The 26,976-nt window shown below is 40.3% G+C and carries 24 protein-coding genes and 2 pseudogenes; 2 read left to right on the top strand and 24 right to left on the bottom strand.

The window, feature by feature from the left end; translation table 11 throughout:
* Window positions 1-31 precede the first annotated feature (31 nt).
* Window positions 32-1,281, top strand: a pseudogene (locus NST80_RS01135) (ISL3 family transposase).
* A gap of 344 nt (window positions 1,282-1,625) precedes the next feature.
* On the opposite strand, the gene glmS reads toward NST80_RS01135, so the two are convergent.
* The 3 genes from glmS to NST80_RS01120 all read right to left on the bottom strand — a co-directional run bounded on the left by glmS (window position 1,626) and on the right by NST80_RS01120 (window position 4,958).
* A complete protein-coding gene (gene glmS / locus NST80_RS01130; protein ID WP_022496548.1) occupies window positions 1,626-3,443 on the bottom strand; it encodes a glutamine--fructose-6-phosphate transaminase (isomerizing) in 1,818 nt (605 codons plus the stop codon).
* 635 nt (window positions 3,444-4,078) lie between these two features.
* Complete coding sequence (locus tag NST80_RS01125; protein WP_022496547.1) at window positions 4,079-4,762, bottom strand: IS110 family transposase; 684 nt, start codon at window positions 4,760-4,762, stop codon at window positions 4,079-4,081.
* A gap of 46 nt (window positions 4,763-4,808) precedes the next feature.
* A complete protein-coding gene (locus tag NST80_RS01120) occupies window positions 4,809-4,958 on the bottom strand; it encodes an IS110 family transposase (RefSeq protein ID WP_230578903.1) in 150 nt (49 codons plus the stop codon).
* A 78-nt stretch (window positions 4,959-5,036) separates the two neighbouring features.
* On the opposite strand from NST80_RS01120, the pseudogene NST80_RS01115 reads away from it, so the two are divergent.
* Window positions 5,037-5,525 (top strand): annotated as a pseudogene (locus NST80_RS01115) (transposase); the annotation flags it as partial.
* 353 nt (window positions 5,526-5,878) lie between these two features.
* Here NST80_RS01115 and NST80_RS01110 read toward each other — a convergent pair.
* The 21 genes from NST80_RS01110 to sufC all read right to left on the bottom strand — a co-directional run bounded on the left by NST80_RS01110 (window position 5,879) and on the right by sufC (window position 26,894).
* Complete coding sequence (locus NST80_RS01110; protein WP_022496545.1) at window positions 5,879-6,241, bottom strand: PTS glucitol/sorbitol transporter subunit IIA; 363 nt, start codon at window positions 6,239-6,241, stop codon at window positions 5,879-5,881.
* A gap of 94 nt (window positions 6,242-6,335) precedes the next feature.
* The gene (locus tag NST80_RS01105; RefSeq protein ID WP_022496544.1) at window positions 6,336-7,316 is read right to left on the bottom strand and encodes a PTS glucitol/sorbitol transporter subunit IIB; all 981 of its coding nucleotides are present in this window, start codon (window positions 7,314-7,316) and stop codon (window positions 6,336-6,338) included.
* A gap of 16 nt (window positions 7,317-7,332) precedes the next feature.
* The gene (locus NST80_RS01100; protein ID WP_022496543.1) at window positions 7,333-7,875 is read right to left on the bottom strand and encodes a PTS glucitol/sorbitol transporter subunit IIC; all 543 of its coding nucleotides are present in this window, start codon (window positions 7,873-7,875) and stop codon (window positions 7,333-7,335) included.
* Window positions 7,872-8,369, bottom strand: coding sequence for a transcriptional regulator GutM (locus NST80_RS01095; RefSeq protein WP_022496542.1), 498 nt, complete (start codon window positions 8,367-8,369; stop codon window positions 7,872-7,874). The genes NST80_RS01100 and NST80_RS01095 overlap by 4 nt, the downstream gene beginning before the upstream one ends.
* On the bottom strand, window positions 8,369-10,195 hold the full coding sequence (locus NST80_RS01090; protein ID WP_079119902.1) for a PTS sugar transporter subunit IIA: 1,827 nt from the start codon (window positions 10,193-10,195) through the stop codon (window positions 8,369-8,371). Before NST80_RS01090 ends, NST80_RS01095 begins: the two co-directional genes overlap by 1 nt.
* A gap of 62 nt (window positions 10,196-10,257) precedes the next feature.
* Window positions 10,258-11,058, bottom strand: coding sequence for an SDR family oxidoreductase (locus NST80_RS01085; protein WP_022496540.1), 801 nt, complete (start codon window positions 11,056-11,058; stop codon window positions 10,258-10,260).
* 184 nt (window positions 11,059-11,242) lie between these two features.
* A complete protein-coding gene (locus NST80_RS01080) occupies window positions 11,243-12,592 on the bottom strand; it encodes a glucose-6-phosphate isomerase (protein WP_022496539.1) in 1,350 nt (449 codons plus the stop codon).
* A gap of 103 nt (window positions 12,593-12,695) precedes the next feature.
* The gene (locus NST80_RS01075; RefSeq protein WP_037600399.1) at window positions 12,696-13,511 is read right to left on the bottom strand and encodes an endonuclease/exonuclease/phosphatase family protein; all 816 of its coding nucleotides are present in this window, start codon (window positions 13,509-13,511) and stop codon (window positions 12,696-12,698) included.
* 97 nt (window positions 13,512-13,608) lie between these two features.
* Window positions 13,609-15,795 carry a PTS transporter subunit IIBC gene (locus tag NST80_RS01070; RefSeq protein ID WP_342504619.1) on the bottom strand — a complete coding sequence of 729 codons (2,187 nt, stop codon included), beginning with the start codon at window positions 15,793-15,795 and terminating at the stop codon, window positions 13,609-13,611.
* A 154-nt stretch (window positions 15,796-15,949) separates the two neighbouring features.
* Window positions 15,950-16,888 carry an AEC family transporter gene (locus tag NST80_RS01065; protein WP_037600155.1) on the bottom strand — a complete coding sequence of 313 codons (939 nt, stop codon included), beginning with the start codon at window positions 16,886-16,888 and terminating at the stop codon, window positions 15,950-15,952.
* A 164-nt stretch (window positions 16,889-17,052) separates the two neighbouring features.
* Window positions 17,053-17,865, bottom strand: coding sequence for a metal ABC transporter permease (locus NST80_RS01060; protein WP_342504618.1), 813 nt, complete (start codon window positions 17,863-17,865; stop codon window positions 17,053-17,055).
* The gene (locus tag NST80_RS01055) at window positions 17,858-18,565 is read right to left on the bottom strand and encodes a metal ABC transporter ATP-binding protein (RefSeq protein WP_183138082.1); all 708 of its coding nucleotides are present in this window, start codon (window positions 18,563-18,565) and stop codon (window positions 17,858-17,860) included. The genes NST80_RS01060 and NST80_RS01055 overlap by 8 nt, the downstream gene beginning before the upstream one ends.
* Before the next feature lies 1 nt (window position 18,566).
* On the bottom strand, window positions 18,567-19,010 hold the full coding sequence (locus tag NST80_RS01050) for a zinc-dependent MarR family transcriptional regulator (protein WP_064521138.1): 444 nt from the start codon (window positions 19,008-19,010) through the stop codon (window positions 18,567-18,569).
* A 163-nt stretch (window positions 19,011-19,173) separates the two neighbouring features.
* Window positions 19,174-20,151: a tRNA dihydrouridine synthase DusB gene (dusB, locus tag NST80_RS01045; RefSeq protein WP_342504616.1), complete on the bottom strand. Its 978-nt coding sequence runs from the start codon at window positions 20,149-20,151 to the stop codon at window positions 19,174-19,176.
* Window positions 20,144-21,010 (bottom strand): Hsp33 family molecular chaperone HslO, encoded by an 867-nt coding sequence (gene hslO / locus NST80_RS01040; RefSeq protein WP_013989978.1) that lies wholly within the window; start codon window positions 21,008-21,010, stop codon window positions 20,144-20,146. Before hslO ends, dusB begins: the two co-directional genes overlap by 8 nt.
* An 80-nt stretch (window positions 21,011-21,090) precedes the next feature.
* Window positions 21,091-21,450: a hypothetical protein gene (locus NST80_RS01035; protein WP_013989977.1), complete on the bottom strand. Its 360-nt coding sequence runs from the start codon at window positions 21,448-21,450 to the stop codon at window positions 21,091-21,093.
* Between the two features lie 173 nt (window positions 21,451-21,623).
* Window positions 21,624-23,042, bottom strand: coding sequence for a Fe-S cluster assembly protein SufB (gene sufB, locus NST80_RS01030; protein WP_002883666.1), 1,419 nt, complete (start codon window positions 23,040-23,042; stop codon window positions 21,624-21,626).
* A 75-nt stretch (window positions 23,043-23,117) separates the two neighbouring features.
* Window positions 23,118-23,552 (bottom strand): Fe-S cluster assembly sulfur transfer protein SufU, encoded by a 435-nt coding sequence (gene sufU / locus NST80_RS01025; protein WP_049529343.1) that lies wholly within the window; start codon window positions 23,550-23,552, stop codon window positions 23,118-23,120.
* Window positions 23,539-24,771 carry a cysteine desulfurase gene (locus NST80_RS01020; RefSeq protein ID WP_118172029.1) on the bottom strand — a complete coding sequence of 411 codons (1,233 nt, stop codon included), beginning with the start codon at window positions 24,769-24,771 and terminating at the stop codon, window positions 23,539-23,541. The genes sufU and NST80_RS01020 overlap by 14 nt, the downstream gene beginning before the upstream one ends.
* Window positions 24,772-24,824: 53 nt before the next feature.
* Complete coding sequence (gene sufD / locus NST80_RS01015; RefSeq protein ID WP_049529344.1) at window positions 24,825-26,087, bottom strand: Fe-S cluster assembly protein SufD; 1,263 nt, start codon at window positions 26,085-26,087, stop codon at window positions 24,825-24,827.
* Between the two features lie 36 nt (window positions 26,088-26,123).
* A complete protein-coding gene (sufC, locus tag NST80_RS01010; RefSeq protein WP_002883600.1) occupies window positions 26,124-26,894 on the bottom strand; it encodes a Fe-S cluster assembly ATPase SufC in 771 nt (256 codons plus the stop codon).
* Window positions 26,895-26,976: the final 82 nt, after the last annotated feature.

Below are 26,976 nucleotides of genomic sequence, written 5' to 3'. Positions count from 1 at the left end.
AAAGCGACGAAACTACCATTAGGAAGAACTTATGAGACCTATTAAGAATACCACAGAATTAATCGGAATTAAAGACCCTAACATCATTATTTCTCTTGTTTTTGAAACTGATACTCATATCGAAATTCATGCAAAACTGGATTACCCTGCACCACCATGCCCACATTGCCAAGGAAAGATGATTAAATATGACTTTCAAAGACCTTCTAAAATCCCTCTTCTAGAGCAAGCTGGAACTCCGACACTACTACGTCTGAAGAAACGTCGCTTCCAGTGTAAAAGTTGTAGGCGAGTCACGGTCGCTGAGACATCAATCGTTGAGAAAAATCACCAAATCTCAAACCTTGTCCGACAAAAGGTTGCTCAACTTCTAACTGAAAAGCTATCATTAACGGATATTGCCAGAAGACTTCGTGTATCGACATCCACTGTCTATCGTAAACTTGACCAGTTTACTTTCAAGGAGCATTATGACAAACTCCCAGCTGTTATGTCCTGGGATGAGCTTGGGTTCAAGAAAGGTGAACTCGCTTTTGTGGCGCAAGACTATGAGACCAACAAACTCATAACTATCCTCGATAATCGCCGTCAAACCACTATTCGAAACTACTTTTTGAAGTATCCGTTGAAAGCTCGCCAAAAGGTACAGTTTATCACGATAGATATGTCAGGAACTTATATGCCACTAGCTCGAAGACTTTTCCCTAACGCCAAAATTGTTCTTGATCGATTTCACATTATCCAGTACCTTGGACGTGCCTTTTTAAAGACAAGAATTGCGATTATGAACCAGTTCGATAAGAAGTCACTACCTTATCGAGCCTTGAAAAATCACTGGCGACTTTTTCAAAAGGACAGTCGTAAGCTATCTTGTAACTCATTTCACTCGAAGACATTTTGTCAAACCTTAAGCCCACATGAAGTCATTGAGAAGACATTGGTCTTTTCAGAAGAGCTCACCGACTACTATACTCTTTATCAGCTTTTGCTTTTTCACTTTCAGGAGAAGAGAGTAGATGAGTTCTTTGAGCTGATAGAGGAAAATAGAAGCAAGGTCAATCACTATTTTCAAACGGTCTTTAGGACTTTTCTTAGACACAAGCAATACATCCAAAATGCACTAGAAACAGACTATTCAAACGCAAAACTGGAAGCTACTAACAAGTTGATTAAAGACATCAAACGGTTGGGCTTCGGTTTTAGAAACTTCATCAACTTTAAGAAACGTATCTTCATCACTCTAAACATAAAAAAAGAGAAGACCTATCTGGTCCTCTCTAGATGTTAGCTTTTCGCCACCCACTACAGTTGACAAACATACTAAGATGAGTAGTGAGAAAATCTCCAACCAGAGAGTACTCACTACTTTTTCGTTAGGTTAAAGTAGTGGGGTCTTGTAAAATTGTAGTATAGCGCTATACGTCACTTGACAAACTGGCAAGAAACCTTGATCAAAAATACCAGGAAAGGTATTTTTTAGCATGCCTTTTTATGGCTCAAAAATTGTTAAAACTAAGACAATAAACTCAGAATAGTACTGTCTTATCTCATTTTTAACTTAAAGCTTTGATAGACTTGATAAATGATAAAAAAGAGCTAATAAAATTTAGAATGCGGAAACTAACTTACTCAACTGTTACTGCTTTTGCAAGGTTTCGTGGTTTATCCACGTCAAGACCCCGTTGTAGAGAAGCATAGTAAGCAATCAACTGAGTTGGAATAACCATTGAGATCGGTGATAAGAATGGATGTACTTGATTGACAATAATATCATCATCAGCTTTAGCTAATTTTTCCTCAACGACTGTTAAAACATTAGCTCCACGAGCAGCAACTTCCTGAATATTACCACGAGTATGAGCAGCCACAACTTCACTTGCAGAAATTAATCCTAAAACTGGAGTACCATCTTCAATCAATGAAATTGTACCGTGTTTCAACTCACCCGCAGCAAAGCCTTCACATTGAATATAAGAGATTTCTTTCAACTTCAATGATGCTTCCATAGCTACATAATAATCATTTCCTCGACCAATGTAGAAAGCATTACGAGTTGTAGCCAACAAGTTCTCAACTTTCTCAGAAATCATATCTTTTTCAGAGAGAGTCGCTTCAATTGACTGAGCAACAATTGATAACTCATGCACTAAATCAAACTCAAGTGCTTCTTTCTTGCCATTTGCTTCACCAACAGCTTTCGCAAGGAAAGCTAGAGCCGCAATCTGAGCAGTATAAGCTTTTGTAGAAGCTACAGCAATTTCAGGCCCTGCATGTAAAAGCATCGTATATGTTGCTTCACGAGAAAGCGTAGAACCAGGTACATTGGTAACAGTCAAACTAGGGATTCCCATTTCGTTAGCTTTCACCAAAACTTGACGGCTATCTGCTGTTTCACCTGATTGACTAAGCAAAACAAACATTGGTTTTTTGCTCAAAAGTGGAATGTTGTAACCCCACTCAGATGCAACACCTATTTCAACTGGTGTATCTGTCAATTTTTCAAACATAGCTTTTGACGCAAAACCAGCATTATATGAAGTCCCAGCTGCTAAGATGTAAATACGATCTGCTTCTTGTACTGACTTGACAATAGCTGGATCAACAGTGATATTTCCTTCATCATCTGCATAGGTAGAAATCAATTTACGCATTACAGTAGGTTGCTCATCAATTTCTTTCAACATATAGTAAGGATAAGTTCCTTTACCAATATCAGAAAGATCAAGTTCAGCTGTATAAGTACCGCGTTCAATAGCATTTCCTTCATAATCGGTAACTGTGATAGCATCTTTGGTCAGAACAACCAACTCTTTATCGTGAATTTCCATAAATTGACTAGTTTCACGAATCATAGCCATGGCATCTGAACAAACCATGTTGTAACCTTCACCAACACCAATCAAAAGTGGAGATTTGTTTTTGGCAACATAAATCGTATCTGGTGCTTGAGAGTCAACAAGAGCAAACGCATATGACCCTTGGATAATATGAAGAGATTTTTTTAAGGCTTCAAGAACTGATAATCCATCTTCGTCAACGAATTTACCAATCAAGTGAACTGCAATCTCAGTATCTGTCTGACCTTTAAATTTGTGTCCTTGCAAGTATTCTTCTTTAATTTGGAGATAGTTTTCAATAACTCCGTTATGAACTAAAACGAAGCGCCCTGTTTCCGAAGTATGTGGGTGAGCATTATCCTCAGTTGCTTGACCATGTGTTGCCCAACGCGTGTGACCAATACCAGTTGATCCCTTAACATCGGAGCTAATTTTAGCACGAAGATCTGCAATACGACCAACTGATTTAACTAGACAACCTTTATCTGGGGCATCAGTCACATAAATACCTGCTGAGTCATAACCGCGATACTCTAACTTTTCGAGACCCTGTATTAAGATATCCACTGCATTACTATTTCCAACAACTCCAACAATTCCACACATTAATTATTACCTGTAGCAACTTTTAAATTACTATCCCTTTCCTACAAATTGGTATAGTTCAATATCCTATTATTGAACCGAACAAAGTCATTATATACCTAGTTTTATTAGTTGTCAACAATTAAATTGGTATAGTCATAAAAGATGACTATCTTCAATTTGTCAAGTAAAAACTTATTATCAGATAATCTAAATCAATTTTTCTTAACAACTATTTAAATGAATAAAAACGAAATTTGTTATACCACTTCCAATTAAACTCTATTTTCCTTTAAAGAACAAAATTTCGCTAATAATTCAGATTTTTTTATTTCTGTGATTTGTAAAACCACTGTAGAGATTATAGAGCTTTTTGAGTATACACAAAAAGTCCCATAAAAATTGTACTGACCCCAAAAAGTTAGACAATTAATTTATCCAAAGGATTTAGTTCTGTATTGCACAGGACTGAGTCCTTTTCTACCATTTGTCAAGCATATCAAGGCATTTGATAAAAAAATAGATTGAATTACATAGTCAAACTAAGGAGTTTGTCTATTTTTGAACTAAAGTTTAGTGTAAAAAGTGCACGCAAAAACAACACCTTACCTAGTGGTTTTTTGATAAGGTGTTACAATCATATGGCATAAACAATTTTACCGATTTTGGGTAGAAGTATAATCGTAAAGCTTGTTATGTGTTATGAGGTAATACATTGTTCTAATGAGACGATGTGTAGAGGCAATCGTGTGTGGTTTGGTTGAAGTCACTTGCGATTGTCTTTTCCGTTTCTCATAGAAGTCTGCTATATGACAAGGATTGGTGTAGCCAGCTGAAGCTATGTTATGAATGCACTTAAAGAGAACCTTTATGGCATAGGGATTCCCACGTTTGGTGATATGTTCCTTTGCTAGAAAGTCCCCAGATTCATAGTGGCTGAGGTCAATGCTGATCAAAGCATTGATTTGATTGGCAGAATGAAATTGACGAATGTCACCAAGTTCGCCAATAATACTTGTCGCTGTGGTTTCAGTGATTCCAGGAATAGAGAGAAGAATCTCGTATTCTGGCAAAGGTTGAGCCAAAGTTACCATCTCCTCTAAAACGCCTTGTCTATATTCAGAAAGCCTAAGTAACTCCCCTGCATAGTATTTGATCTCTTCCATCATTGGAGAGGTTTTCTTGACCTCACAATAAGACTGATTAGCTAGTTTTGTAAGCTTATCTACTAAGTAAGTCACACGTTTTTCAGAGATGCGTTTTGCCGTAGACTGACGGATGATAGCTGTTAATTCGGCGTCATCTAACTCCAGTACAAAACTATTACATGGAAAAGTCATGACCAAGTTCCAATATTGTTCCCACAGTTGGTGAAGATAAGATGTTTTACAATTCAGGAAAAGAGACCTGTAGAACCTTGTGCAGACGATTTTTAGCGCAGAAAATATCCCCAGTAAGATTCTGATAGAAATGGCTGAGGTCGCGTAATTCTTGATAAAGCACTTCTTGGACATAGCTTGGTTTACGATTGAGGATGAACTGAGACGTAGCTAGTTTTTCAGCGTCAATCTTATCTGTTTTACGTACTCGTAAGCTATCTAGTTGTTTTTGTGATTCTAAGGGCTTGAGCAGATTATCAGTCAGGCTTACCCATTAGCTAAACAACAACGTTGCTTGATTCATATTAGTCGAAATCTGGCTAGTAGGGTGAAACGATCTGATCGAGCGGTTATTCTGGGGTAATTTAAAATGATTTATCGTGCTGAAAATTTAGAAATGGCAGTACAAGCTTTAGAGGACTTTATCGCCGAATGGAAACCAAAGTATAGGAAAGTCACGGAAAGCCTGGAGAAAACGGATAATCTTTTAACTTTTTTTCAGTTTCCCTATCAAATTTGGCACAGCATTTATTCGACAAACCTCATTGAGTCTCTTAACAAAGAAATCAAACGTCAAACGAAAAAGAAGGTTCTTTTTCCTAACGAGGAGGCTCTGGAACGTTACTTAGTTACTTTGTTTGAAGATTATAATTTCAAGCAAAGTCAACGAATCCATAAAGGGTTTGGACAATGTTCTGACACACTTGAAAGCTTATTTGATTAGCACTCTATAACTCTACTTGAGTGTTTACACAAAATTATTGACAGTATCATAAAGTCGAAATCAACCTCTGATTCCAATTGGCGAAGAAAGTGATCTTCTGGGACCAATTCGTCTATCGTATAGAAGCCATATTGGCAGCGATGATAATCAGGTTTTTCTTTGTGAAACATAGCTAGCACCTCACAACTTTTCTTACCTCTATTATACAACTTTACAAAAAGAAAAGCCCTTAGAAAAGTGTCTTCTAAGGACTTTGTCTTCAATCCGAACCTCCCCTAAGGGAGGCTGCGTTTAGTTTTAGGCTGCTGCTTTGATAGTTTACAGGATTTGATTTTCTATCCTACTTGAGCTACTTAGAAAATCTGAATGGTAGAACCTTTCTCAATTACTACTGCTTGGTCTGCTGCAACATGGAGAGTGCCCGGCAGACTGCCCTCTTTTGAACCATCAAAAGAAATAGTGATATGGCCCAGTCCAGTTAAATTTTTTTCTACTACATTTCCCACGGCAGTAATCGAATATTCCTGATTATCTACCACCAGCTTGCCGCCTTCTAGTATTGAACCTAGCAGATTTTTGTTATCAATCTTAAAACAATACTCTGCTAAGTCTCCCGGAGCTTCTTCTCCAAATAAAATGAGCATATTAGCGTCTTGAATCATATTCTGAGCTTCAGGTCCCACTTGAATTACTTTAGCTTCAAAAATTTTCTTCATCTAATTCCGATCCATCCTTTCTCTAATCTTTCATGTTCCTAATAGATAAGTTTAAGATACTATTTTTTATATGTGTGCACAACCTAACCATGCTCTACTGATAAAGACCAATACTAGCGACCCAAGCTACTAAGACCCGAGGAACACCATTGAGAAAACGTGAATAGAGAACAGAAGGGACACCAACCTCAACAGTTTCAGCTTTCGCCTCAGATAGCCCAAGTGCTACAGGAATGAAATCACAGCCATTTTGAGTGTTGATAGCAAATATAGCTGGCAGAGCCATTTGAGGCGGAATATTTCCTTTTCCGATTTCGACTCCAATTAAGGTTCCGATAATCTGACTGATAACAGCTCCAGGGCCCAACAAAGGAGATAAGAATGGCAAGGAACAGATAAAGCCAATCAAAATGAGTCCCCAAATGTTCCCAGCTAGAGGAACCATTAGTTTTGCCAGCCAATTTCCAACACCAGAACCCTGAATAACCCCAATTAGTAAAGAAACAAAGGCCATGAAAGGAATAATAGTATTGAGCATTGTTTGGATGGCTTCACGAGCAGCCTGGTTGAAAGTCGCAACAACCTTACCAGCCCCCATCCCAATTCTTGCTACAATACTTGTTTCTGCTTTTTGTTCTGTGATTTTTTTACTAGTATCGTAAGTTGGTTTTTCAGTAACCACCGTTGTCGCTTTTTCATCTTCATTAGCAGCGGAAATTTGATCAAGACCAACTGCTGATACATAGATTTCCTCTGTAATATACTGAGCTAGAGGTCCGCTTTTACCTGTAGCGACAATATTGATCGTCGGAATCCCCTTCTTAGGATAGATTCCACAGCGAAGAGTTCCGCCACAATCTACAATTGCCAAAGCAATTTCCTCATCAGGAATAGATGTTTTAAATCCATTAACAGCTTCCATACCTGTCAAATCAGCAATTTTATCCACAATATCTGGCTTTTCTCCGCCGCCAGTGATATAGATAAATTTATGCTTTGCCTCACTAGGAGTAATGACCAAAGGTCCTCCGAAACCGCCATTTCCTTTAACAACTTTTATACTCTTATATGACATAAATTCACTCTTTCTATCAATCAAATGTTTTACTCAAGGTAACCCCTTGCTGTTTCGCAACATAAGCAGTTGTAAAATCTGTTACCCAGCCACCTACAAAGTTCATGACAATCCCAACAAGCATGTAACGAATGGCTAAGTCCATTTGACTCAAGCCTAAAGTTTGAATCCCTGTCGCGATTCCCATCCATACAAACAATTCCCCAGGATTGATATGCGGAAATACACCATTTGAAGTGTGGCAGAACTGCATCTGAGCTGCTACAAAACTAGGTTTATAATATTCTGGTAAAAAACGTCCCATACTGATTGACATCGGGTTCCCCAGCATAAAGGCTGAAATGAAAGGTAAAATCATATACCGGCTAACAGGATTTTTGGCAGAAATCTTAGCCAGGGAATTGACCTTCTCTTCTCCCAAGAAAGCGATAAGGGTATTCATTGCAATCAATAGCATTAGGACAAGCGGTACAATATTTGTCATCCAGCTAATAAAGGTTTCTCCACCTAATTGGAAGAGTTTCATAAAATTCTCTGCAAATTTTGTAATGTGATTCATAAGGAACCCCTTTTCTTATTTTTTTTTAATAACTGTTTAATAGATAATTGTAAGTAATTCGCATAAAAGCCAAATCCCAAAAAAGAATCAGATGAACTTGTCTCTTTCTCAATACCTGCCTCATGCAAAAGATAGACTTTTCTAGCATCTTCTATGGCTGATTGCATCAACTTATTTTCTTTTCTCACAAGAGGATTATACTTGTCAAAATAATGGATGTCTTCTCCAACATAATCGTCCATATTTTGAAAACGCGCTAAGATTGTGACTCCTTGCATTTTGCTAGCTTTAAGAACCCGACCGTTTTCATCAACCGCGAACATGACAATCGTACCGGATTTGATTCTTCCGGACTTCCTGCCAATCGCTACGCGACCCAGTTTTCGGAGCATCGTATAGGTCTTATTGAAGTCTTTGAGTTGCTGCCAGCCGAGGAACATTTGAAATATATAAGCTGCCATTACAAATACGGCGAAAATTATTAGCGAATTCATTAAAATACTCCTTTGCTCTTAGAAAATGATAGAAACTCTGTCTCTGTTTCTACCGATCTCAATGCCTCTTTCAGAGAAGGCTCTCCTGCAATTCTAAAAATATCATCATACAATTCCAGTAATTCACTTTCCATTTTTGTTTCAATTTCTGAGGGAATGGCGACTAGAAAGATAAATTCAATCCATTCATCTCCTTTTTGATAAGGCTCTTCTAGTTTTCCAAACATTAAAATAGTCTTTGCATAACCCTGGTTAATTGTATGGGGGAAGGCAATTCCTCCACCAAAAATGGTTGATTGCTTTTTCTCCCTATCAATTATCCGTTCTATAAAACCTTTATCAATCATCTGAAGTTTCCCTAACTCTGCAACCATATTTAGCAAGTATTGCTGATAGGTTTTTTGGGGGCTTAATCGAAGAAAGCGTAAGCTAACTGTTTCTAGATTTTTTTGATGAAAAGCATTGGCTTTCTGCCATTCTTCCTGCAGCCATTGATCATCAAAAAGATGATTAACTTGAATGACTGGAGATTTAGAATCTTTATATTTTAGAGGAACTGTCGTAAAAATCGCGAAATAGTCCTGATTCAATTCCACATTAAAATCCTCTTCAGAATACTGAGTAATGTCTACATCATTTCCAAGGACTCGTCTGAGTTGCTGAATAATCATCGCAGCGGTTCCTCTTCCTGTTGTGCAAACTACAGCTATCTGCTTGCGAGAACCCTTAACAGCAGAATTTTGCTTTCTTAAAATCATTTCAAAATACAAAGCCAGATATCCGATTTCAGATAATTCCAATTCTGAACCCAAAATTGCAGATAGTTCTTCTCCAGCAATTTTCGCCATTTCAAAAGCAAAAGGATATTGAGTTTGAACCTCGCCATGAAATATATCATTAGCTTGCACATGGAAAATCAGTCGATTGATTAAAGCGCCTAGATGAGACTTTATTTCTTCAAATAATTCTTCATCATCAAAGTGAACCAACATTGTTTCTTTGACTTTCTTGACAATCCCTTGAAAAATGTTTGCAACCTGTTCAGATTGATAAGACGGCTTGCTTAAAGTGTCAATAAAACGGACATTAAACGGAAAACACAAAAAGTCTATTTCAAACTGACTGAGGGAAATCTTATAAGTCATCTCAATATGATAGATTAATTTCTCAGCCAAAGGTGTCTCTGTTAAATCATTCTTATAATAAGGAATAGGACAATTCAACACCTTAGATGTATGAATACGTTCCACCATAATTGAAATGGTCTTTCGAAGGAGTTCCTGTGTTTCTTTAGGGATTTTATAGTCCTGGACTAGCGTCTCCAGAAAAGAAGAGGTTGCCTCAGTGAGTGTCCTTTCTTCAAAGTAAGGAGCCACTTGGTGAATATAGAGCAAGCGCAAATTCAGCTCGCTCCCCAAGACCTCCAGCCCACGGTTGGGCTTTCCTGAAATAGTAATAGAGTAACTCTCTGCCAAAGATTTTACTTGTTTTAAATCCTTATTAAGGGTACTTCTACTAACACCTACTTCCTCAGCCAAGTCGTCAATAAGAAGAGGGGAGGTTGACTCAATTAAACGTTTTAGCAAATAGGCAATTCTTTTACTGGAAGAATTGAAGTCACTCTCCTGTTTTAAACTACCAGATAAAATCCTTTCCAACTCTGTATAGTCATACACTTCCAACATTAACAGATCATCTTGTGAGATAATCTGGATATTAGGAGCCAAAACATCATTTAATTGTTGGATACTCTTTTGCAAGGTTTGCAAACTAATATCCAGTTCTGAGCGCATATCTACCAAGGAATAAGTTGGCTGCGAAACCATTTTGTCTAAAATATTATACCATCGATTTACTAAGGTCAACTCTCTTCCCCACCTTCATTGTTTTATCCGCGAGTTTTACCTCCGGCAATATTTGTAGTGACACCTGTTATATAGCTAGAACGGTCTGAAATATAGAACGCTACAAGATCAGCTACTTCACGTAGTTTCCCACTCCGTCCCAATGGAGTCGTTGAGGTTGAAGCATAACCAGCTCGAATATCTTCTACCGTCTTTCCACGGGTATAAGCAAGAGCTTCCTCATAAGAAAGAGTTCGAAGTCCCGTAGCTTCCATAATTCCTGGAGCAATTCCAACCACACGTACACCATGCTTACCAAGCTCTTTCGCCCATGAACGAGTGTAACTATAGACTGCTGCTTTTGTTGCAGCATAGGCACTTTGTCCTTCAGAACCTTCCAAGCCTGCTTCTGAAGCCATGTTCACAATTACACCTTTTCCATTTTTCACTAAAATACGTCCTACTGCCTGACTAACCAAATACAAACCTTTTTGATTAATCATTGTTATTTTTTCGAACGTCTCATCGTCCAACTCGTAAGGACCTTTAGGATTTTCTGCATCGATTAATAATCTAGGTACATTAATCCCCGCATTATTGACTACCGCATCAATATTGCCAAATCTTTCAACTATTTTAGCGACTCCTGCTTCTACTTCAGAGCGAGAAGTTACATCAACTTTTACAAATAATAGATTCGGGTGACGCAAATCGTTGTCGCTAAGATCAAAATTCGCTACATTGACTCCTAATTCCAACAATTCTTCGACTATTGCCTTACCAATCCCAGATGACGCACCCGTCACAAGAACTGTTTTGCCTTTAATGTCTAACCAATCATTCATTTTGATACCTCTCAAATTTTATTTACAAGGCAATTATACAGCGCTTTCATAAAAGAATTAAGACACTCTTTTTTACACTGTTCAAAAAATTAATAAACTAATTAAGAGGCTTGTACTAAAAAATCCACTAGAAATGAACTTGTGGATCTTTTTATATTCTAAATGAACTCAAAGCATATGAGAATCAAAGACGTGCATTCAACTCAGCACCAAGCTCTTCAAAGCCTGGTTTACCAAGCAAGGCAAACATATTCTTCTTGTATGCTTCCACACCTGGTTGGTCAAATGGATTGATACCATTCAGGTAGCCAGAAAGAGCAATAGCTAACTCAAAGAAGTAAATAGTATAGCCCAAAGTGAACTCATCTTGCTCAGGCAGGGTCACAAACATATTTGGCACTCCGCCGTCTGTATGAGCTAACAGCACTCCATCTGTTGCTTTCTTATTGACAAAGTCAACATCTTTTCCTTGCAGATAGCCAAGGCCATCCAAGTCTTCTGCTAATTCAGGAATCAACACATTTTTGCGAGGCTTATCTACACGAATAACTGTTTCAAAGAGGATACGAGTTCCTTCTTGAATAAATTGCCCCAAAGAGTGCAGGTCTGTTGAGAAGTTCGCTGAAGTTGGGTAAATACCTTTTTGGTCTTTACCTTCTGACTCACCAGCCAATTGCTTCCACCATTCTGAGAAGTATTGCAATGATGGTTCGTAGTTAGCTAGAACTTCTGTCAGATAACCTTTACGGTACAAGATATTGCGTACAACTGCATATTGATATGCTTCATTTTCAGCCAACTTATCAGAAGCATAAGCCTTGCGAGCAGCATTTGCTCCTTCCATCAACTTGCTGATATCAGCCCCTGCAGCTGCGATTGGCAAGAGTCCCACTGCTGTCAATACTGTAAAACGACCACCAACACTATCAGGCACTACAAAAGTATCCCAGCCATTAGCATCTGCTTCAACCTTAACTGCACCTTTAGCGCGGTCTGTAGTTGCATAAATCCGTTTATTTGCTTCTTCCTGACCATACTTCTTAACCAAGAGTTCTTTGAAGACACGGAAAGCAATAGCAGGCTCTGTAGTTGTTCCTGACTTAGAAATAACGTTGACAGAGAAATCTTTGTCTGATACATAGTCTACCAAATCAGCCAAATAGCTTGATGAGATAGAGTTTCCAGCATAGAGGATTTGAGGTGCCTTACGTTCTTCCTTGCTTTGTAGATTTACAAAAGAATTATTCAAGAAATCAATCGCTGCACGTGCCCCTAAATAAGATCCTCCAATACCGATGACGATTAACACTTCACTATCAGATTGGATTTTAGCAGCCGCCTTTTGAATACGAGCAAATTCATCTTTATCATATTCTTCAGGCAGATTCAACCAGCCTGTCATTTCTGCTCCGGGACCTGTTCCGTTTCGTAGAGCATTATCTGCTGCTGTAACTTGTGCTTGCATGTATTCCACTTCATGTGGTGCAACAAATTTGTCTAATACTTTTGAATAATCAAATGTAATATGAGCCATTAGTTTCTCCTTTAAAAAAATCAATTCTACCCTTTATTCTACTCTTTTATTTATCTTTTGACAATACTTTTTACCCTTATTAGGTCAAGATAGGCTACAGTTACTATCTAAATGCAAGGTCTGCTTCAAGGCCATAGTGATCACTTACTAGAGGTTGATTGTTTCCATCAAAAATGACACTAAGGCGATTTACTGTCCACTCTTGGCTTGCAAAGACATAATCGATACGTAAAGGCTCTTCATTGCCCTTCCAGCCATCGATACCAGGTCCAACTGTATAGCTACCAGTTGTTTCTTTAGCTACTTCAAAACTATCTTGAAGATTGAGTGGGCTAGCCAAAATGGCTTGATAACCTTCGCGACCTGCTGGGTTGTTAAAGTCACCTGCTAGGATGAGTGGTTTTCCAATAGCTTTGAAACGTTCCTCAATACGTACCCACTCTTCTTGGAAACCTTTGTCCCACCATGAAAGGTGAACACTAGCAACAGCCACTTCTCGGCCATCTACAGTGGTTTCAGCAACTGCTACACGGCGTGTATGGTAGTCAGTTGGATCATCAACATCTGAAACCAAGATTTCGCTAGCTGTCAATGGTTGACGTGACAAGACGGCAACCCCTTCATTAAGGTGATCATAACCAATGTGATTATAAGCCCAAGTCCAATGGTATTGAAGACCTTCTTCAGCCAACTTTTCCACAAGAAGACGGACAAAGTGATCTTGGTGGATTGGTGTTGCTGATGGAAGTGCATGATAGTAATCATCCGTGTCTACAACAGAAGTCTCTATTTCTTGGTTAACTTCTTGGAAGCAAATAATATCATACTGAGCTTTAAGAATCTGTTCCTTTAAGGTTTGGAATTTCCCTTCTGCATCTTCTTCCATCCAACTGTGGGTATTTAAAGTTAGAAATTTCATAAGTTTATCCCTCTTCTGACTTGCATCTAGAAATGACATAGGGTCATTTACAAACAAAACAGCCCAAGGGCTGTCTGCTTGTTTATCGTTTAGCAAATTAAAGTTCTACTTTTGCAACTGGAGCGTTAGCAGCCAATTTACCTGTATGTTCTACTTTAACTGATTTGATTGCATCTACATTTGTAAAGACAACAACTGTAGATGTTTCACGACCTGCTTCACGGATAGCATCAAGGTTCGCTTCAACCAAGAGATCACCTGCAGCAACTGTTTGACCTTCAGTAACTTTAACGTCGAATGGTTTACCTTCAAGACTAACAGTGTCAAGTCCGATGTGAACCAAAACTTCAAGACCATTGTCTGTTACCAAACCAAGAGCGTGTTTAGTTGGGAAGATGCTTGTCACTTTACCAGCTACTGGTGAAACGATTTTACCGTTTTCTGGTTCTACAGCGAAACCGTCACCCATCATTTTTTGTGAGAATACTGGGTCTTTAACATCTTCGATGTTGATAACTTGACCATCAGCAACTGAATGTACTTCGTCAGTCACACCTTTGAAGGTAGCTTCTGCTTTTTGAACAGCAGTCATTTGACTTGGAAGTGTTTCAGGAATAACTTCACCTGAATCAAGAACGTCTTGAATATCAGATTTCAATACGTCTGCTTTAGGACCATAGATAGCTTGAACCCCTTGTCCTTTCATGACAAGACCCATAGCTCCTTCAGCTTTCCATTGTTCTTCAGTTCCGACTTTATCAGCATCTTTAACAGTAACACGGAGACGAGTCATACATGCGTCAACGTCGACGATGTTAGCACGTCCACCAAGAAGGTTGATGATGTTGATAACTTGTGAGCTTGCTGAGCTTGTTCCAGCACTTGCTGATCCAGCAGATTCTGATGGAGCATCATCATCTTGCTCATAGTTACCGTTACGTCCTGGTGTAGCGTAGTCAAATTTCTTAATCATGAAGTTCGCGATGAAGAACATGATAACACCAAAGAGTACAGTTACCCAAATGAAGTTAACGATATCCATCGCCAAACCAGCGTTAATAGCAAGTGGTGTACGTGTCAAGAACTCGATAGAACCGAATGAGTGAACACGAAGGTTAACGATATCAGCCATGGCAAAGGCACATCCTTGTACCAAAGCATAAACGATGTAAAGTGGAGTAGCCACGAACATGAACATGTACTCGATTGGCTCTGTTACCCCTGTCAAGAATGTTGCAAGTGCAGTTGCAGTCAACATCCCTTTGTATTGATGTTTTTTATCATCATCGACGTTACGGTAGATGGCTACGACGATACCCATCAAGATACCGAATGAACCGATCATTTGACCAACTTTAAAGCGGGCTGGTGTAACAGATTCAAGAAGGTGTTTGTATTGTTCTGGGTGTGCACCTTTAAGGTTTGCAAGGTCAGTAACCCAAGCAAGCCAGAGTGGGTCTTGACCCAATACTTCAGTACCTTTAGCGGCACCAGTCAATACGTGGTAAGTACCACCCAATTGAGTGTAGTTAATTGGGATAGTCAACATGTGGTGGAGACCAAATGGCAAGAGAAGACGTTCCAAAGTACCGAACAAGAACGGTGCCAAGATTGGAGCAGTTTCTTTTGAGTTGGCAATCCACATACCGAAGCCGTTGATTCCTGATTGGATAACTGGCCATACGATAGCAAGGACGATAGCTGCGATAGCTGAACGAAGAATAACTACGAATGGTACGAAGCGTTTACCATTGAAGAATGACAAAGCTTCTGGCAATTTACGGAAGTTATAGTATTTGTTGAAGGCAGTAGCTCCGATGAAACCAGAGATGATACCTACGAACACACCCATGTTGAGGGCTGGAGCTTCCAAAACACTGATGAAGTAATCAGATACCTTGATTGATTGACCAAAAATGGTGTGGACTGTAGCAGCCTTATCAGCAAGAATATCTGAAGTAACACCAAAGATTGAACCAGTCAAACGGTTAATCAAGATAAAGGCAAGACCTGCCGCAAAGGCACCGCCTGCACGTTCCTTAGCCCAGCTACCACCAATGGCAAGGGCGAACAAGATGTGAAGGTTACCGATAACCCCCCAACCAATCTGCTCAAGAAATCCACCAGTAATAACGAGTGGTGCCATGTTTGGATTAATCATGGCAATCGTTTTACCGATAGAAATCATGAGACCTGCTGCTGGCATAACCGCGATAACAACCATGAGGGCTTTACCGAATTTTTGCCAGAACTCAAAGCCAAATTTTTCTTTTAGCTTATTCATTTCATTTCCTCCTACGTTTTGATGCAAACGTTTGCATAACTTATGTAATTATTATAGCATCTTTTTACAATTTGTAAAGCGTTTTCGTAAACTTTTTTTGAATTTTTTTACAAATTTAAAAAACCCCAGAAAAACCGGGGTTACTTGATTATTTTTAAGCCATAAGGACCATCAAAATTGGAATTACAATCATGGTAGCAAGGGTAGTCTCAGTAACCATGACAGCAGCGTAATCACTATCAGCCCCATATAGTTTAGCAACGACTGGAGCATTGGTCATGACAGGCATAGCCGACTGGATGATAAAAACTTGCTTCATCAAAGTTGGGAGGGGCGCCCAATATACGATGGTAGCCATTAAGAGAGGAGCAACCACAAAGCGTCCCAGCAAAATCAGTAACTGGTCCTTTTTAAGAACCAACTGCTTGACACCTGCATTGGATACTGACAAACCGATGAAAATCATAGATAAAGGAGTCGTCAAACTACCTAAATACTGCAAGTCACTGGCTAAAAAGCTTGGTAATTTAATATGGAGGATAACAATAAGAAGGCCTAACATGAAGCCCATTAGAGGGGGGGAAAAGATTTTTTTCAGACTTGTTCTTAAATCAAATTCAGCGTCTCCTTCCCCATCACGTTGGATGAGGTAGGTCCCCAAGGTCCAGAAAAAGGTCGTATTGCACATATAATAGATAAGAACATAGGGGATACTAGCGTCGCCAAAGAGGGCTTGATTGATAGGGAGCCCCACAAAAATGGTATTCGAATTAAAAAACATGGAAATAAAGAGACCACGACGCTCCTTTTTCACTGCAAAAATTCTAGCCACCGCTGTCGCAATCCCGAGTAAAATCACCATAGAAAGTGTAGGAAAACGCAATTCCGGCAACATTTTAAGTAGGTCTGCCGCTGTGAAACGCTGTGTAATCGTATAGAGCATATAACAAGGAAGGGCAATTTGAGTGACTAGCTTAGCTATAAGACCACGTGACTTGTCGTCAAACCAGCCTTTTTCACCCATTACGAATCCCACTAAAATCATACCCAAAATGACTAGGATTCCCGATATACTCGTTAGAAAGATTTCCATGTTTTCTCCTTTTTTGTTACTATTACAAATGATAGTGGATACCAGAGAAATATAATCATCATTTCTGCCTAGAAAGCTACCATTCTTATTTTAACTTCTCTCAAAAACCACTTTAGTATATCACAAAAAGAGCTCGATTTCTCAAGCTCTTTTCTTCTATATACTTACTCTGCTTTTAAGAGAGGTTCAAAGATTGATACCAGACCAAAGAAGGCGATGAAGATAAGGGTAATAGTGGCACTAGCAGGTGTTTCCCAATAATAGGAAATAAAAATACCAGAGAGCATGCCAACCAAACCAATACCAATAGCCCAAAAAATGACAGATTTAAAGGTTTGACCTATTTTCATACCAATAGCTGCTGGAAGAATCATGATGGTAGAAACTAAAAGTGATCCTGCTGCTGGAATCATCAGAGCAATCTCTATACCTGTCACAATATTGAAGAGAAGCGACATGAGACGTACTGGCAAGCCATCTACATGAGCAGTGTCCTCGTCAAAGGTCAAAAGATACATAGGACGAATAAATAGTAGCGTCAAGACCAGTACAATAGCCGCAATCACAAAGAGGGCATGAACCTGCTCAGAGCTAATCGTGATGATAGAACCAAAAAGATAGCTATCCAGACTCATGCTACTGCTACCCGCCTTGTTACTAAGAATAAGAGCCACTGCCAATCCCATTGACATGAGGATAGCCGTTGAAATCTCCATATAATGCTTGTAACTGACCCTGAGATATTCCAAGACCAAAGCGGCAATAACCACAACCACAAGGGTCATCCAAGTGGTTGATTGTCCCAAGAAAATCCCAACAGCCACCCCAGCTAGGGACACGTGACTCAACGTATCACTCATCAAGCTCTGACGACGAAGAATTAAGAAGAGCCCCAAAATTGGCGAAAAGATACTAATAGCAATCACGGCGAGAATAGCACGTTGCATAAAATCATAGGCTAATAATTCACTAATCATGTTTGTGCTCCTCTCCATCCTTTTCATGGACGTTGAAACAACGCCAAGGCAATTTCTGGTTACGAACCAGATGAATATTACGGTCTGTGTACTCCTTGACTTCCTCTGGGTCGTGGGTAATCATCAAGACAGACTTGCCATGCTTATGGGCAGAGTGGTGCATGAGTTCATAGAAGGTATTGGCTGTTCCTGCATCCATCCCTGTCGTTGGTTCATCCAAAACAAAGATATCAGGATCTGAAGCAAAGATACGCGCAATAACAGCACGCTGCTTTTGGCCACCTGAGAGATGTCCAATCTGCTTGTGACGATTTTCCCACATACCAACAGACTCTAGGGCACGTTGAACATGCTCCAAGTCGTGCTTAGTCAAACGACGGAACCAGCCCTTACGAGGATAACGGCCAGACTTCACAAACTCGTAGACCGTGCTCGGAAATCCTGCATTAAAGCTAGCAATTTGCTGGGGAAGATAGGCCATACGAAGCTTTTTGCCATCTTTATTGGTCTCAGAGATGGTTACAGTTCCCTTCTTAGGCTTAAGAATTCCTAGGGTAGCCTTAATAAGCGTTGACTTGGCAGCTCCATTTTCCCCAGTTAGGGTTACAAACTCCCCAGAATCCAAATGATAGTGAATATTGTCCAGAACAGGCTCCGCATCATACTGGAAGCTCAGTCCTTCAACTGTAATATAGCGCATCTTAATCCTCGATTTTTTCTGCTAATTTTGTCAAGAAACGTCCAATCACCTGACGCTCTTGATTATCGAACTGTTCCAATACAGACCGATAGACCCCCAAGGTCTCTTGGTGGTGTTCCTCATGCTCTTGGGCTATGGGTTGAGCTTCTTGTGTCAAGACAAAGTAGGTCACGCGCCCATCATCCTTATCTTTCTTAGCCTCCAACATGCCCTCTTTGACCAAGGTTTTAACTGCCTTGGTAACAGCAGCCTGACTAACATTGAGGGTCTTAGCCAACTCAGAATTGGTCTTTCGTCCCTCAGACAAAAGCATGAGAATATGCTCCTGAGTATTGGTCAACTTAACCTGACTACGGCACTGACCAATGAGGAGCTCATGCTGATTTTCAGCCTTGAGCAAAATCTGATTAATCAATTGATTTACTTGTTCTTCTAGTTCTAGCATTGCTTTCTCCATTTACTTAACCAGTTAATTATATCGAAAACACAGAGGTTTTGCAAGGGTGGACCAAGAAAAAGATTAACTGTGGGCTATCATCACTATCAAGAAAGAATAAAGGTAAAATAAAAACCTAACCAAGCTGGTTAAGTTTTCATCATATATAGATTTATCGTAAAGTTGCAAAGATTTCTTCGACCTGAGCCACAGACTCGGCACGTGAGACTTCTCCACGAACCTTAGCTGCTCCCGCTGTTCCACGAAGATAGTGTGGTGCAAGACCACGGAATTCACGGACAGCAATCATCTCACCTTTAAGATCTACCAAACGTTTGAGGTGGTCTTCAGCGATGTCCAATTTCTTATCAAATGGAAGCTCTGGCAATTCCTCTCCCGTTTCGAAGAAGTGGTTGATTTGCGTGAAGATGTATGGGTTGTTCATAGCTGCACGCCCCACCATAACCGCATCTACACCAAGTTCTTCAATCATAAGTTTAGCATCTTGAACGCTACGAACATCACCATTTCCGATAAATGGAACCTTAGTAATAGCTTTAGCAACACGAGCCAGCGTCTCATGGTCACAGTGACCAGTATACATTTGTTCACGGGTACGCCCGTGCATGGCAAGAGCAGAAACACCTGCAGACTCAGCTGCAAGAGCGTTTTCCACAGCCAAATCACTATCTGACCAACCCGTACGCATCTTAACAGTCAAAGGAATATCAAGCACTGACGTGACTTCCTTGACAATGTGATAAATCTTATCTGGATCCTTGAGCCACTTGGCACCTGCTTCATTTTTGACCACCTTATTGACCGGACAACCCATGTTGATATCAACGATATCAGCCTTGGTATTGGTCTGGATAAAGTCGGCTGCTCGCTTCAAGCCTTCAGCATCTCCACCAAACAGCTGGATAGACATTGGATGTTCATTCTCATCAATATGAAGCATGTGGAGAGTTTTCTCATTATTGTAGAGGAGACCTTTTTCAGAAATCATCTCCATTACCACAAGACCAGCACCAAACTCTTTTGCAATGGTACGAAAGGCAGAGTTGGTCACGCCTGCCATAGGAGCTAGGACTGTTCGGTGAGGGATCTCTACATTTCCAATCATGAAGGACGAATTAAGTTTAGTCATTGATGAGTTCCTCCAAGTCAGCTTCTGAAAATTCATACTTGTTTTGGCAGAATTGGCAGATGATTTCAGCACCATGATCTTCATCTTTAATAGCTTGAAGTTCATCCTTACCAAGCGTCAAGAGGGCATTTTCAAAGCGTTCACGTGAGCAATCACAGTCAAAGCTAAGCTCCTCTTCAGACAAACGTTTGAAAGGCTCATCCCCATAAATAGCATTCAAGAGAGCTTCGATATGGTCATCAGACTCCAAAAGCGTTGAAATGGCTGGCATCTCTTGGATGCGTTTTTCGTAACGAGCGATTTCTTCCTCGCTAGCCCCTGGCAAGACCTGAAGCATGAAACCACCAGCAACCTTAACCTTGTCCTCTTCGTCAAGAAGTACATTAAGACCAACAGCAGATGGCGTTTGCTCAGATTCCGTCAAATAGTAGGCAAAATCTTCACCAATTTCACCAGAAATAAGTGGTGTTGATGACGTGTAAGGATTACCAGTTCCATAATCGATGATTGAGACAAACTGCCCTTGCCCCATGAAAGGTCCTACCAAAACTTCACCAGTCGCTGTTTTCTTGATGTCCACGCCTGGATTTTGGATGTAGCCCTTAACATGTCCTTTGGTATCAGCTACTGAGATGATATGCCCAAAAGAGCTATTTCCGATAACCTTAACCGTAATTTTGCTTTCACCTTTTTGGTTAGCAGCCAAGATTTGGTTAGCAATAAGGGTACGCCCCAAAGCAACTGTCGATGATGATAAAGTATTGTGTTTTTCTTGTGCGGTTCTAACAGTTTCCGTGCTATCAAGAACATAAGCACGGAAAGAACCTGATTCTGAAATTGTTTTAATTAATTTATCCATAGTGATTCTATTATAACACAAAAAAGAGGGTGGAAAAGTCGTAAACGCTTGGCGTTTCCTCTCCCACTCTCTCTAGCAAATTACCATGAAAACTCGGAAAGTTTAGCTTTCCAGTCCATTATTTGGCGATTATCAAGCTGATGTTTTTCTTTTATTAATGGCGGCAAATTCTCCAAATACTCAATATAGATGCTGACAAGGAGATTATAGTCATTAGTCGTCAAACGTTTGAGTTGACTATGAATGAAGGCTGTCGCCTGATCATACTTTTCGTGAATTAACAAATCATCAATGTAGTCATTTCCATCAACAGTGTGCCCTTGCTCATCTTCCACCTGACCTAAATCAATATCCAGAGTCTCAAATTTAAAAGCCTTGCTGACGACATTAGCTGTCCCTCGAATCTGATTGAGTAGCCAGTCACTGTTATATACTCCCATATTAGTCACCTCCATTACTTGCTGCTCAAATCTATTATATCTTTTTAAATACAGATTGTAAACGCTTTCTGCGTTTTGCAATTACTCTGTTCCTAACAATTATCTAGAGCTCATTTCCTGATTTTTCATGCAAAACAAAAAGGACCATCAGGTCCTTTAAATTATCAGAGTTTTTACCCAACTGATCCTTCCATTTCATAACTAATCAAGCGGTTAAGCTCAACAGCATATTCCATTGGAAGTTCTTTGGTAAATGGTTCCACAAATCCCATAACAATCATCTCTGTTGCTTCTTGTTCTGAGAGTCCACGGCTCATGAGGTAGTAGAGTTGCTCTTCAGAAATCTTAGAAACTTTAGCTTCGTGTTCAAGGGCAACTTGTGAGTTGTGGATTTCGTTGAATGGGATAGTGTCTGATTTAGATAAGTCATCCATCAAGATGGTGTCACATTCGATGTGAGATACCGATTTCTTAGAATCCTTGTTGAAAGTAACTTGTCCACGGTAGTCAACCTTACCACCATTACGAGCAATTGATTTAGAGACAATAGATGATGATGTATGCGGTGCATTGTGAATCATCTTAGCTCCTGTATCTTGGTGTTGACCCGCATTGGCGAAGGCGATTGAAAGCATAGTACCACGCGCACCCTCTCCATCAAGGTAAACAGATGGGTACTTCATAGTAACTTCGGCACCAAGGTTACCATCAATCCACTCAACAGTTGCGTTTTTCTTAGCAGTAGCACGTTTAGTTACCAAGTTGTAGACGCTATCTGACCAGTTTTGGATAGTTGAGTAGCGCATGTAGGCACCATCAAGCGCAAAGATTTCAACAATGGCTGCATGAAGGCTAGCCGTTGTGTATGTTGGTGCTGTACATCCTTCAACATAGTGAACGCTGGCACCTTCATCTACGATGATAAGGGTACGTTCAAACTGAGCAGTCGCTTCGTTATTGATACGGAAGTAGGTTTGAAGCGGAATATCCACCTTGACGCCTTTAGGTACATAAATAAAGGTACCACCTGACCAAAAGGCAGAGTTAAGGGCCGCAAATTTATTGTCTGTTGGCGGAACCAGTTTTGAGAAGTACTTCTTAAAGAGCTCTGGATGCTCTTTGAGAGCTGAGTCCGTATCTGTAAAGATAATACCCAACTTGTCATACTCTTCTTTCATGTTGTGGTAAACCACTTCTGATTCATACTGAGCTGAGGCTCCAGCAAGATAGGCACGCTCTGCTTCTGGGATACCAATACGTTCAAAAGTTTCCTTGATTTTCTCAGGAACGTCTTCCCAGTCACGAGCAGGTTTGTCTGATGCTTTTTGGAAATATGTCAAGTCATCAAAGTTAATACCAGAAAGGTCTGGTCCCCACTCTTGCATGGCCATTTTGTTAAAGGTTTCCAATGATTTCAAGCGGAATTCAAGCATCCACTCAGGCTCCCCTTTTTCAGCAGACATGGCACGGACCACATCTTCACTGATTCCTTTTCCTGTTGAAAAGACTGGTGTCACATCGTCATGGAAACCATATTTATATTCCCCCAAATCAATGGGTTTTGGTTCTACTTTTTCATTTGTTTCAGTCATAGTATTTTCCTTTATTAAAGGTTTGATTCGTTTTCCTTTTTGCTTGGGCAAGGAGACTAACTGCTCCTTGACTTCCTAAAACTCGCTTCTCTCTATGGCTTTTTTAAGGGCATTCCAAGAAAGTGTTGCACATTTGATACGTTGTGGAAATTTAGAAACCCCCGCCAAAAGCTTAGCTTCACCTAATTTACCTGTAGCGATGTCATGTTTTCCTTGAATCATAAGAGAGAAAATCTCCGCTAGTTCCAAAGCCTCTGCCTTGGTTTTTCCAATAACTGCATCCGTCATCATACTTGATGACGCTGTAGAAATGGTACAACCATCACCAGCAAAGGCAATGTCTTCAATCACGTCACCATCAAATTTGACTGACAGATTGATAACATCTCCACAAGTCGGATTATTCAGTTGAAGTTGCTCCACATCAGGTAGGACACCATGATGGTGAGGGCTCTTAGAGTGATCGGCCACAACAGCCATATATAAACTATCTAGTCTAGAGAGTGCCATTGAAAAACTCCTTCGTCGCAAGAATTGCCTCCACAAGCTTGTCGCAATCCTCTTTAGTATTGTAAATATAGAAACTTGCTCGGGCAGCTGATGAGATTCCTAAATGATTAATTAAAGGCTGAGCACAGTGGTGACCCGCACGCACTGCTACTCCTTCATAATCAAGAGCTGTCGCCACATCATGAGGGTGAAGCCCATCAATATTAAAGGCAATAACACCTGCATGCTGGCTAGGATCTTCTGGACCGTAGACTGTCAAACCATCAATAGCCTGAAGCTTAGGCAAAACATAGTCTACCAATTCTTGCTCGTAAGCATGAATATTTTCCATGCCTAAAGCAGAGAGGTAGTCTACAGCAGCACCAAGAGCAATAGCCCCCGCAATGTTAGGTGTACCAGCCTCAAATTTCCAAGGCAATTCCTTCCAAGTGGCTTCTTGTTCATAAACAAAATCAATCATCTCACCACCGAATTCAATCGGATTCATCTGGTTAAGAATCTCTTCCTTGCCATAAAGAACTCCAATTCCTGTTGGACCTAACATCTTATGTCCAGAAAGGGTGAAGAAATCACAATCCAAATCCTGAACATCAATGGCCATGTGGGGCGCCGATTGGGCACCATCCACCACCATATAGGCACCAACTTGGTGGGCAAGCTTGGCAATTTCTTTGACAGGATTGATGCAGCCTAAAACGTTAGAGACCTGAGCTAGACTGACAAATTTTGTTTTTTCAGTAATCTTGTTAGCCAAATCTTCCATATCCAATTGGCCATCTTTCAAGTAGGCATAAACAAGTTTAGCCTCCGTCTTCTTACAAGCTTCCTGCCAAGGAATGATATTCGAGTGGTGTTCCATAATTGAAATAACCACCTCATCTCCTGGCTCAAGAACCTGCTCTGCAAAACGACCAACCCAGTTAAGACCAGTTGTCGTTCCACGTGTAAAGAGGACCTCTTTGGTTGATTTAGCATTGATAAACTGACGAAGCTTTTCACGACTAGCTTCGTAAGCAGCTGTTGCACGCTCAGCCAAAGTGTGCACACCACGGTGAACATTGGCATTGTCCTCATGATAGTAGGCCATGAGAGTGTCCAAAACTACTTGAGGCTTCTGAGTCGTTGCTGCATTATCCAAGTATACCAAAGGTTCATCATTAACTACCTGATCTAAAATGGCAAAATCTTGTCGAATCTTATAGGCATCTAAAGCTGACATCTTATCTCCCTATCTAGATATATCATAGGTTAGACTATCTGCGTCGATAGTTCCTAACGTTTGTTTAGTTTTGTATCAGTTACAGAAATCATTTCATCGCGCACTTCTTTAACTGGGATTTCAGTAATAACTGCTCCTAAGAAACCGCGAATAACCAAACGTTCTGCAGTGTCTTGATCAAGTCCACGACTCATGAGGTAATACATATCCTCTGGATCTACCTGACCGATTGAAGCAGCATGTCCTGCTGTAACTTCGTTTTCGTCAATCAAGAGGATTGGGTTGGCGTCTGAACGTGCCTTGTCAGAAAGCATAAGCACACGGCTTTCTTGTTGTGCATCAGCACCCTTAGCACCTTTGACAATGTGACCAATACCATTGAAAGTCAAAGTACCACGTTCCAAAATAACACCATGTTGTAGGATATGTCCCACAGAGTTGTTACCATAGTTCGTCACACGAGTATCAATCCCTTGAACCTGACGCCCTGATGAAAGACCAATAACTTTGAGGTTGGCATGACTTCCATTGCCAATCAAGTCACTATCAAAGTCAGCAATAACATTGCCCTCGTTCATGATTCCAAGAGCCCAGTCAATGCTGGCATCACGACCGATACGACCACGACGACTAATATAAGTTGTGACGTTTTCACCCAAACGGTCAATAGCCGCAAACTTGACTTGTGCACCGTCTTGAGCAATAACTTCCACAGAAATGTTGGCACTAGCTTTTTCAGTCGCTTCACCTAGCGTTTCAAAACGCTCAAGGTAAGTCAATTTACTATTTTTACCGGCCATGATCAAAACGTGTTTGTTAAATGGAACATTTGAAGTTCCATCTTGGTAAAAATAGCTTTCAACTGGCAAGTCAATTTCAACATTATCTGGTACATAGAGGACTGCTGCACTATTGAAATAGGCATAGTTATAAGCTGCCAATTTGTCCTCATCGTAGGCCACAGCCTTACCAAAGAAGGCTTCAACGACTTCTGGGATTTCCTCAAGAGCAGTCGTAAGGTCTGTGAAGACCACACCTTGGCTAATCAAGTCAGCTGGCAATTGTTCAAGAACAGTATTTGTTCCTACTTGGACCAATTTAGGGTTGTTTCCAAGCGCTGTAAAATCAGGCACATTTGCTGATGGTTCATTTTCAGTAATCGTTCCATCACCGAGATTCCAACGGTGGAATTTAACACGCTCAATTTTTGGAAGAGCCAAACTTTCAATCTTATCAAAGGCTGCTTGACGAAGGTCTTGCAACCAAAGTGGCTCTGCCTTTGCTTGTGAAAAAGCGATAATAGATTCTTTTGACATAGGTTACTCCTTTTCTAGTTATTTCGAGTAACAGACTTACGCTTCTTCGTGGTACTCGTAACCGAGCTCTTCAGCGATTTTCGCATAACCTTCTTGCTCAAGACGAGCAGCCAATTCAGGACCGCCTGAAAGAACCACTTTACCTTCCATCATTACATGTACGACATCTGGAGTGATGTAGTTCAAGAGACGTTGGTAGTGAGTGATAATCATAGCACCGAAGCCTTCGCCACGCATAGCGTTAACCCCTTTTGAAACCACTTTAAGGGCATCGATATCAAGACCTGAGTCAATCTCATCGAGAAGAGCAAACTTAGGTTCCAACATAAGCAATTGAAGAATTTCGTTACGTTTTTTCTCACCACCTGAGAAACCTTCATTAAGGTAACGCTCAGCCATTTCTTCACGCATACCAAGCAATTCCATCTTTTCATCCAATTTAGTGATGAAATCAAGAACAGAAATCTTTTCGTCATCTTCTTTACCAGCGTTCATAGCCGCACGGATGAACTCAGCGTTTGTGATCCCTGGGATTTCAGCTGGGTATTGCATAGCAAGGAAAAGACCTAGGCGTGCACGTTCGTCAACTTCCAAGTCAAGGATGCTTTCACCATCAAAAAGGATGTCCCCTTCTGTGATTTCATAGTTTGGGTTACCCATGATAGCAGCTGAGAGGGTAGATTTACCAGTTCCGTTAGGACCCATGATAGCAGCAATCTCACCAGTTTTAAGAGTCAAATTAAGACCCTTCAAGATTTCTTTATCTTCAACAGAAACATGAAGATTTTTGATTTCAAGTACAGACATTGTATACTCCTTTTTCATATATACAGCGAGCACTTGCTCGCTAATTTGCATTATTTTTTTGAAAATAGTCTTGCTATTTTCT

It is taken from the genome of Streptococcus sp. FSL K6-1323 (assembly GCF_038630745.1).
In the GTDB taxonomy this organism is placed as follows: domain Bacteria; phylum Bacillota; class Bacilli; order Lactobacillales; family Streptococcaceae; genus Streptococcus; species Streptococcus salivarius_D.
This window is presented reverse-complemented; position numbering and strand designations above follow the sequence as displayed.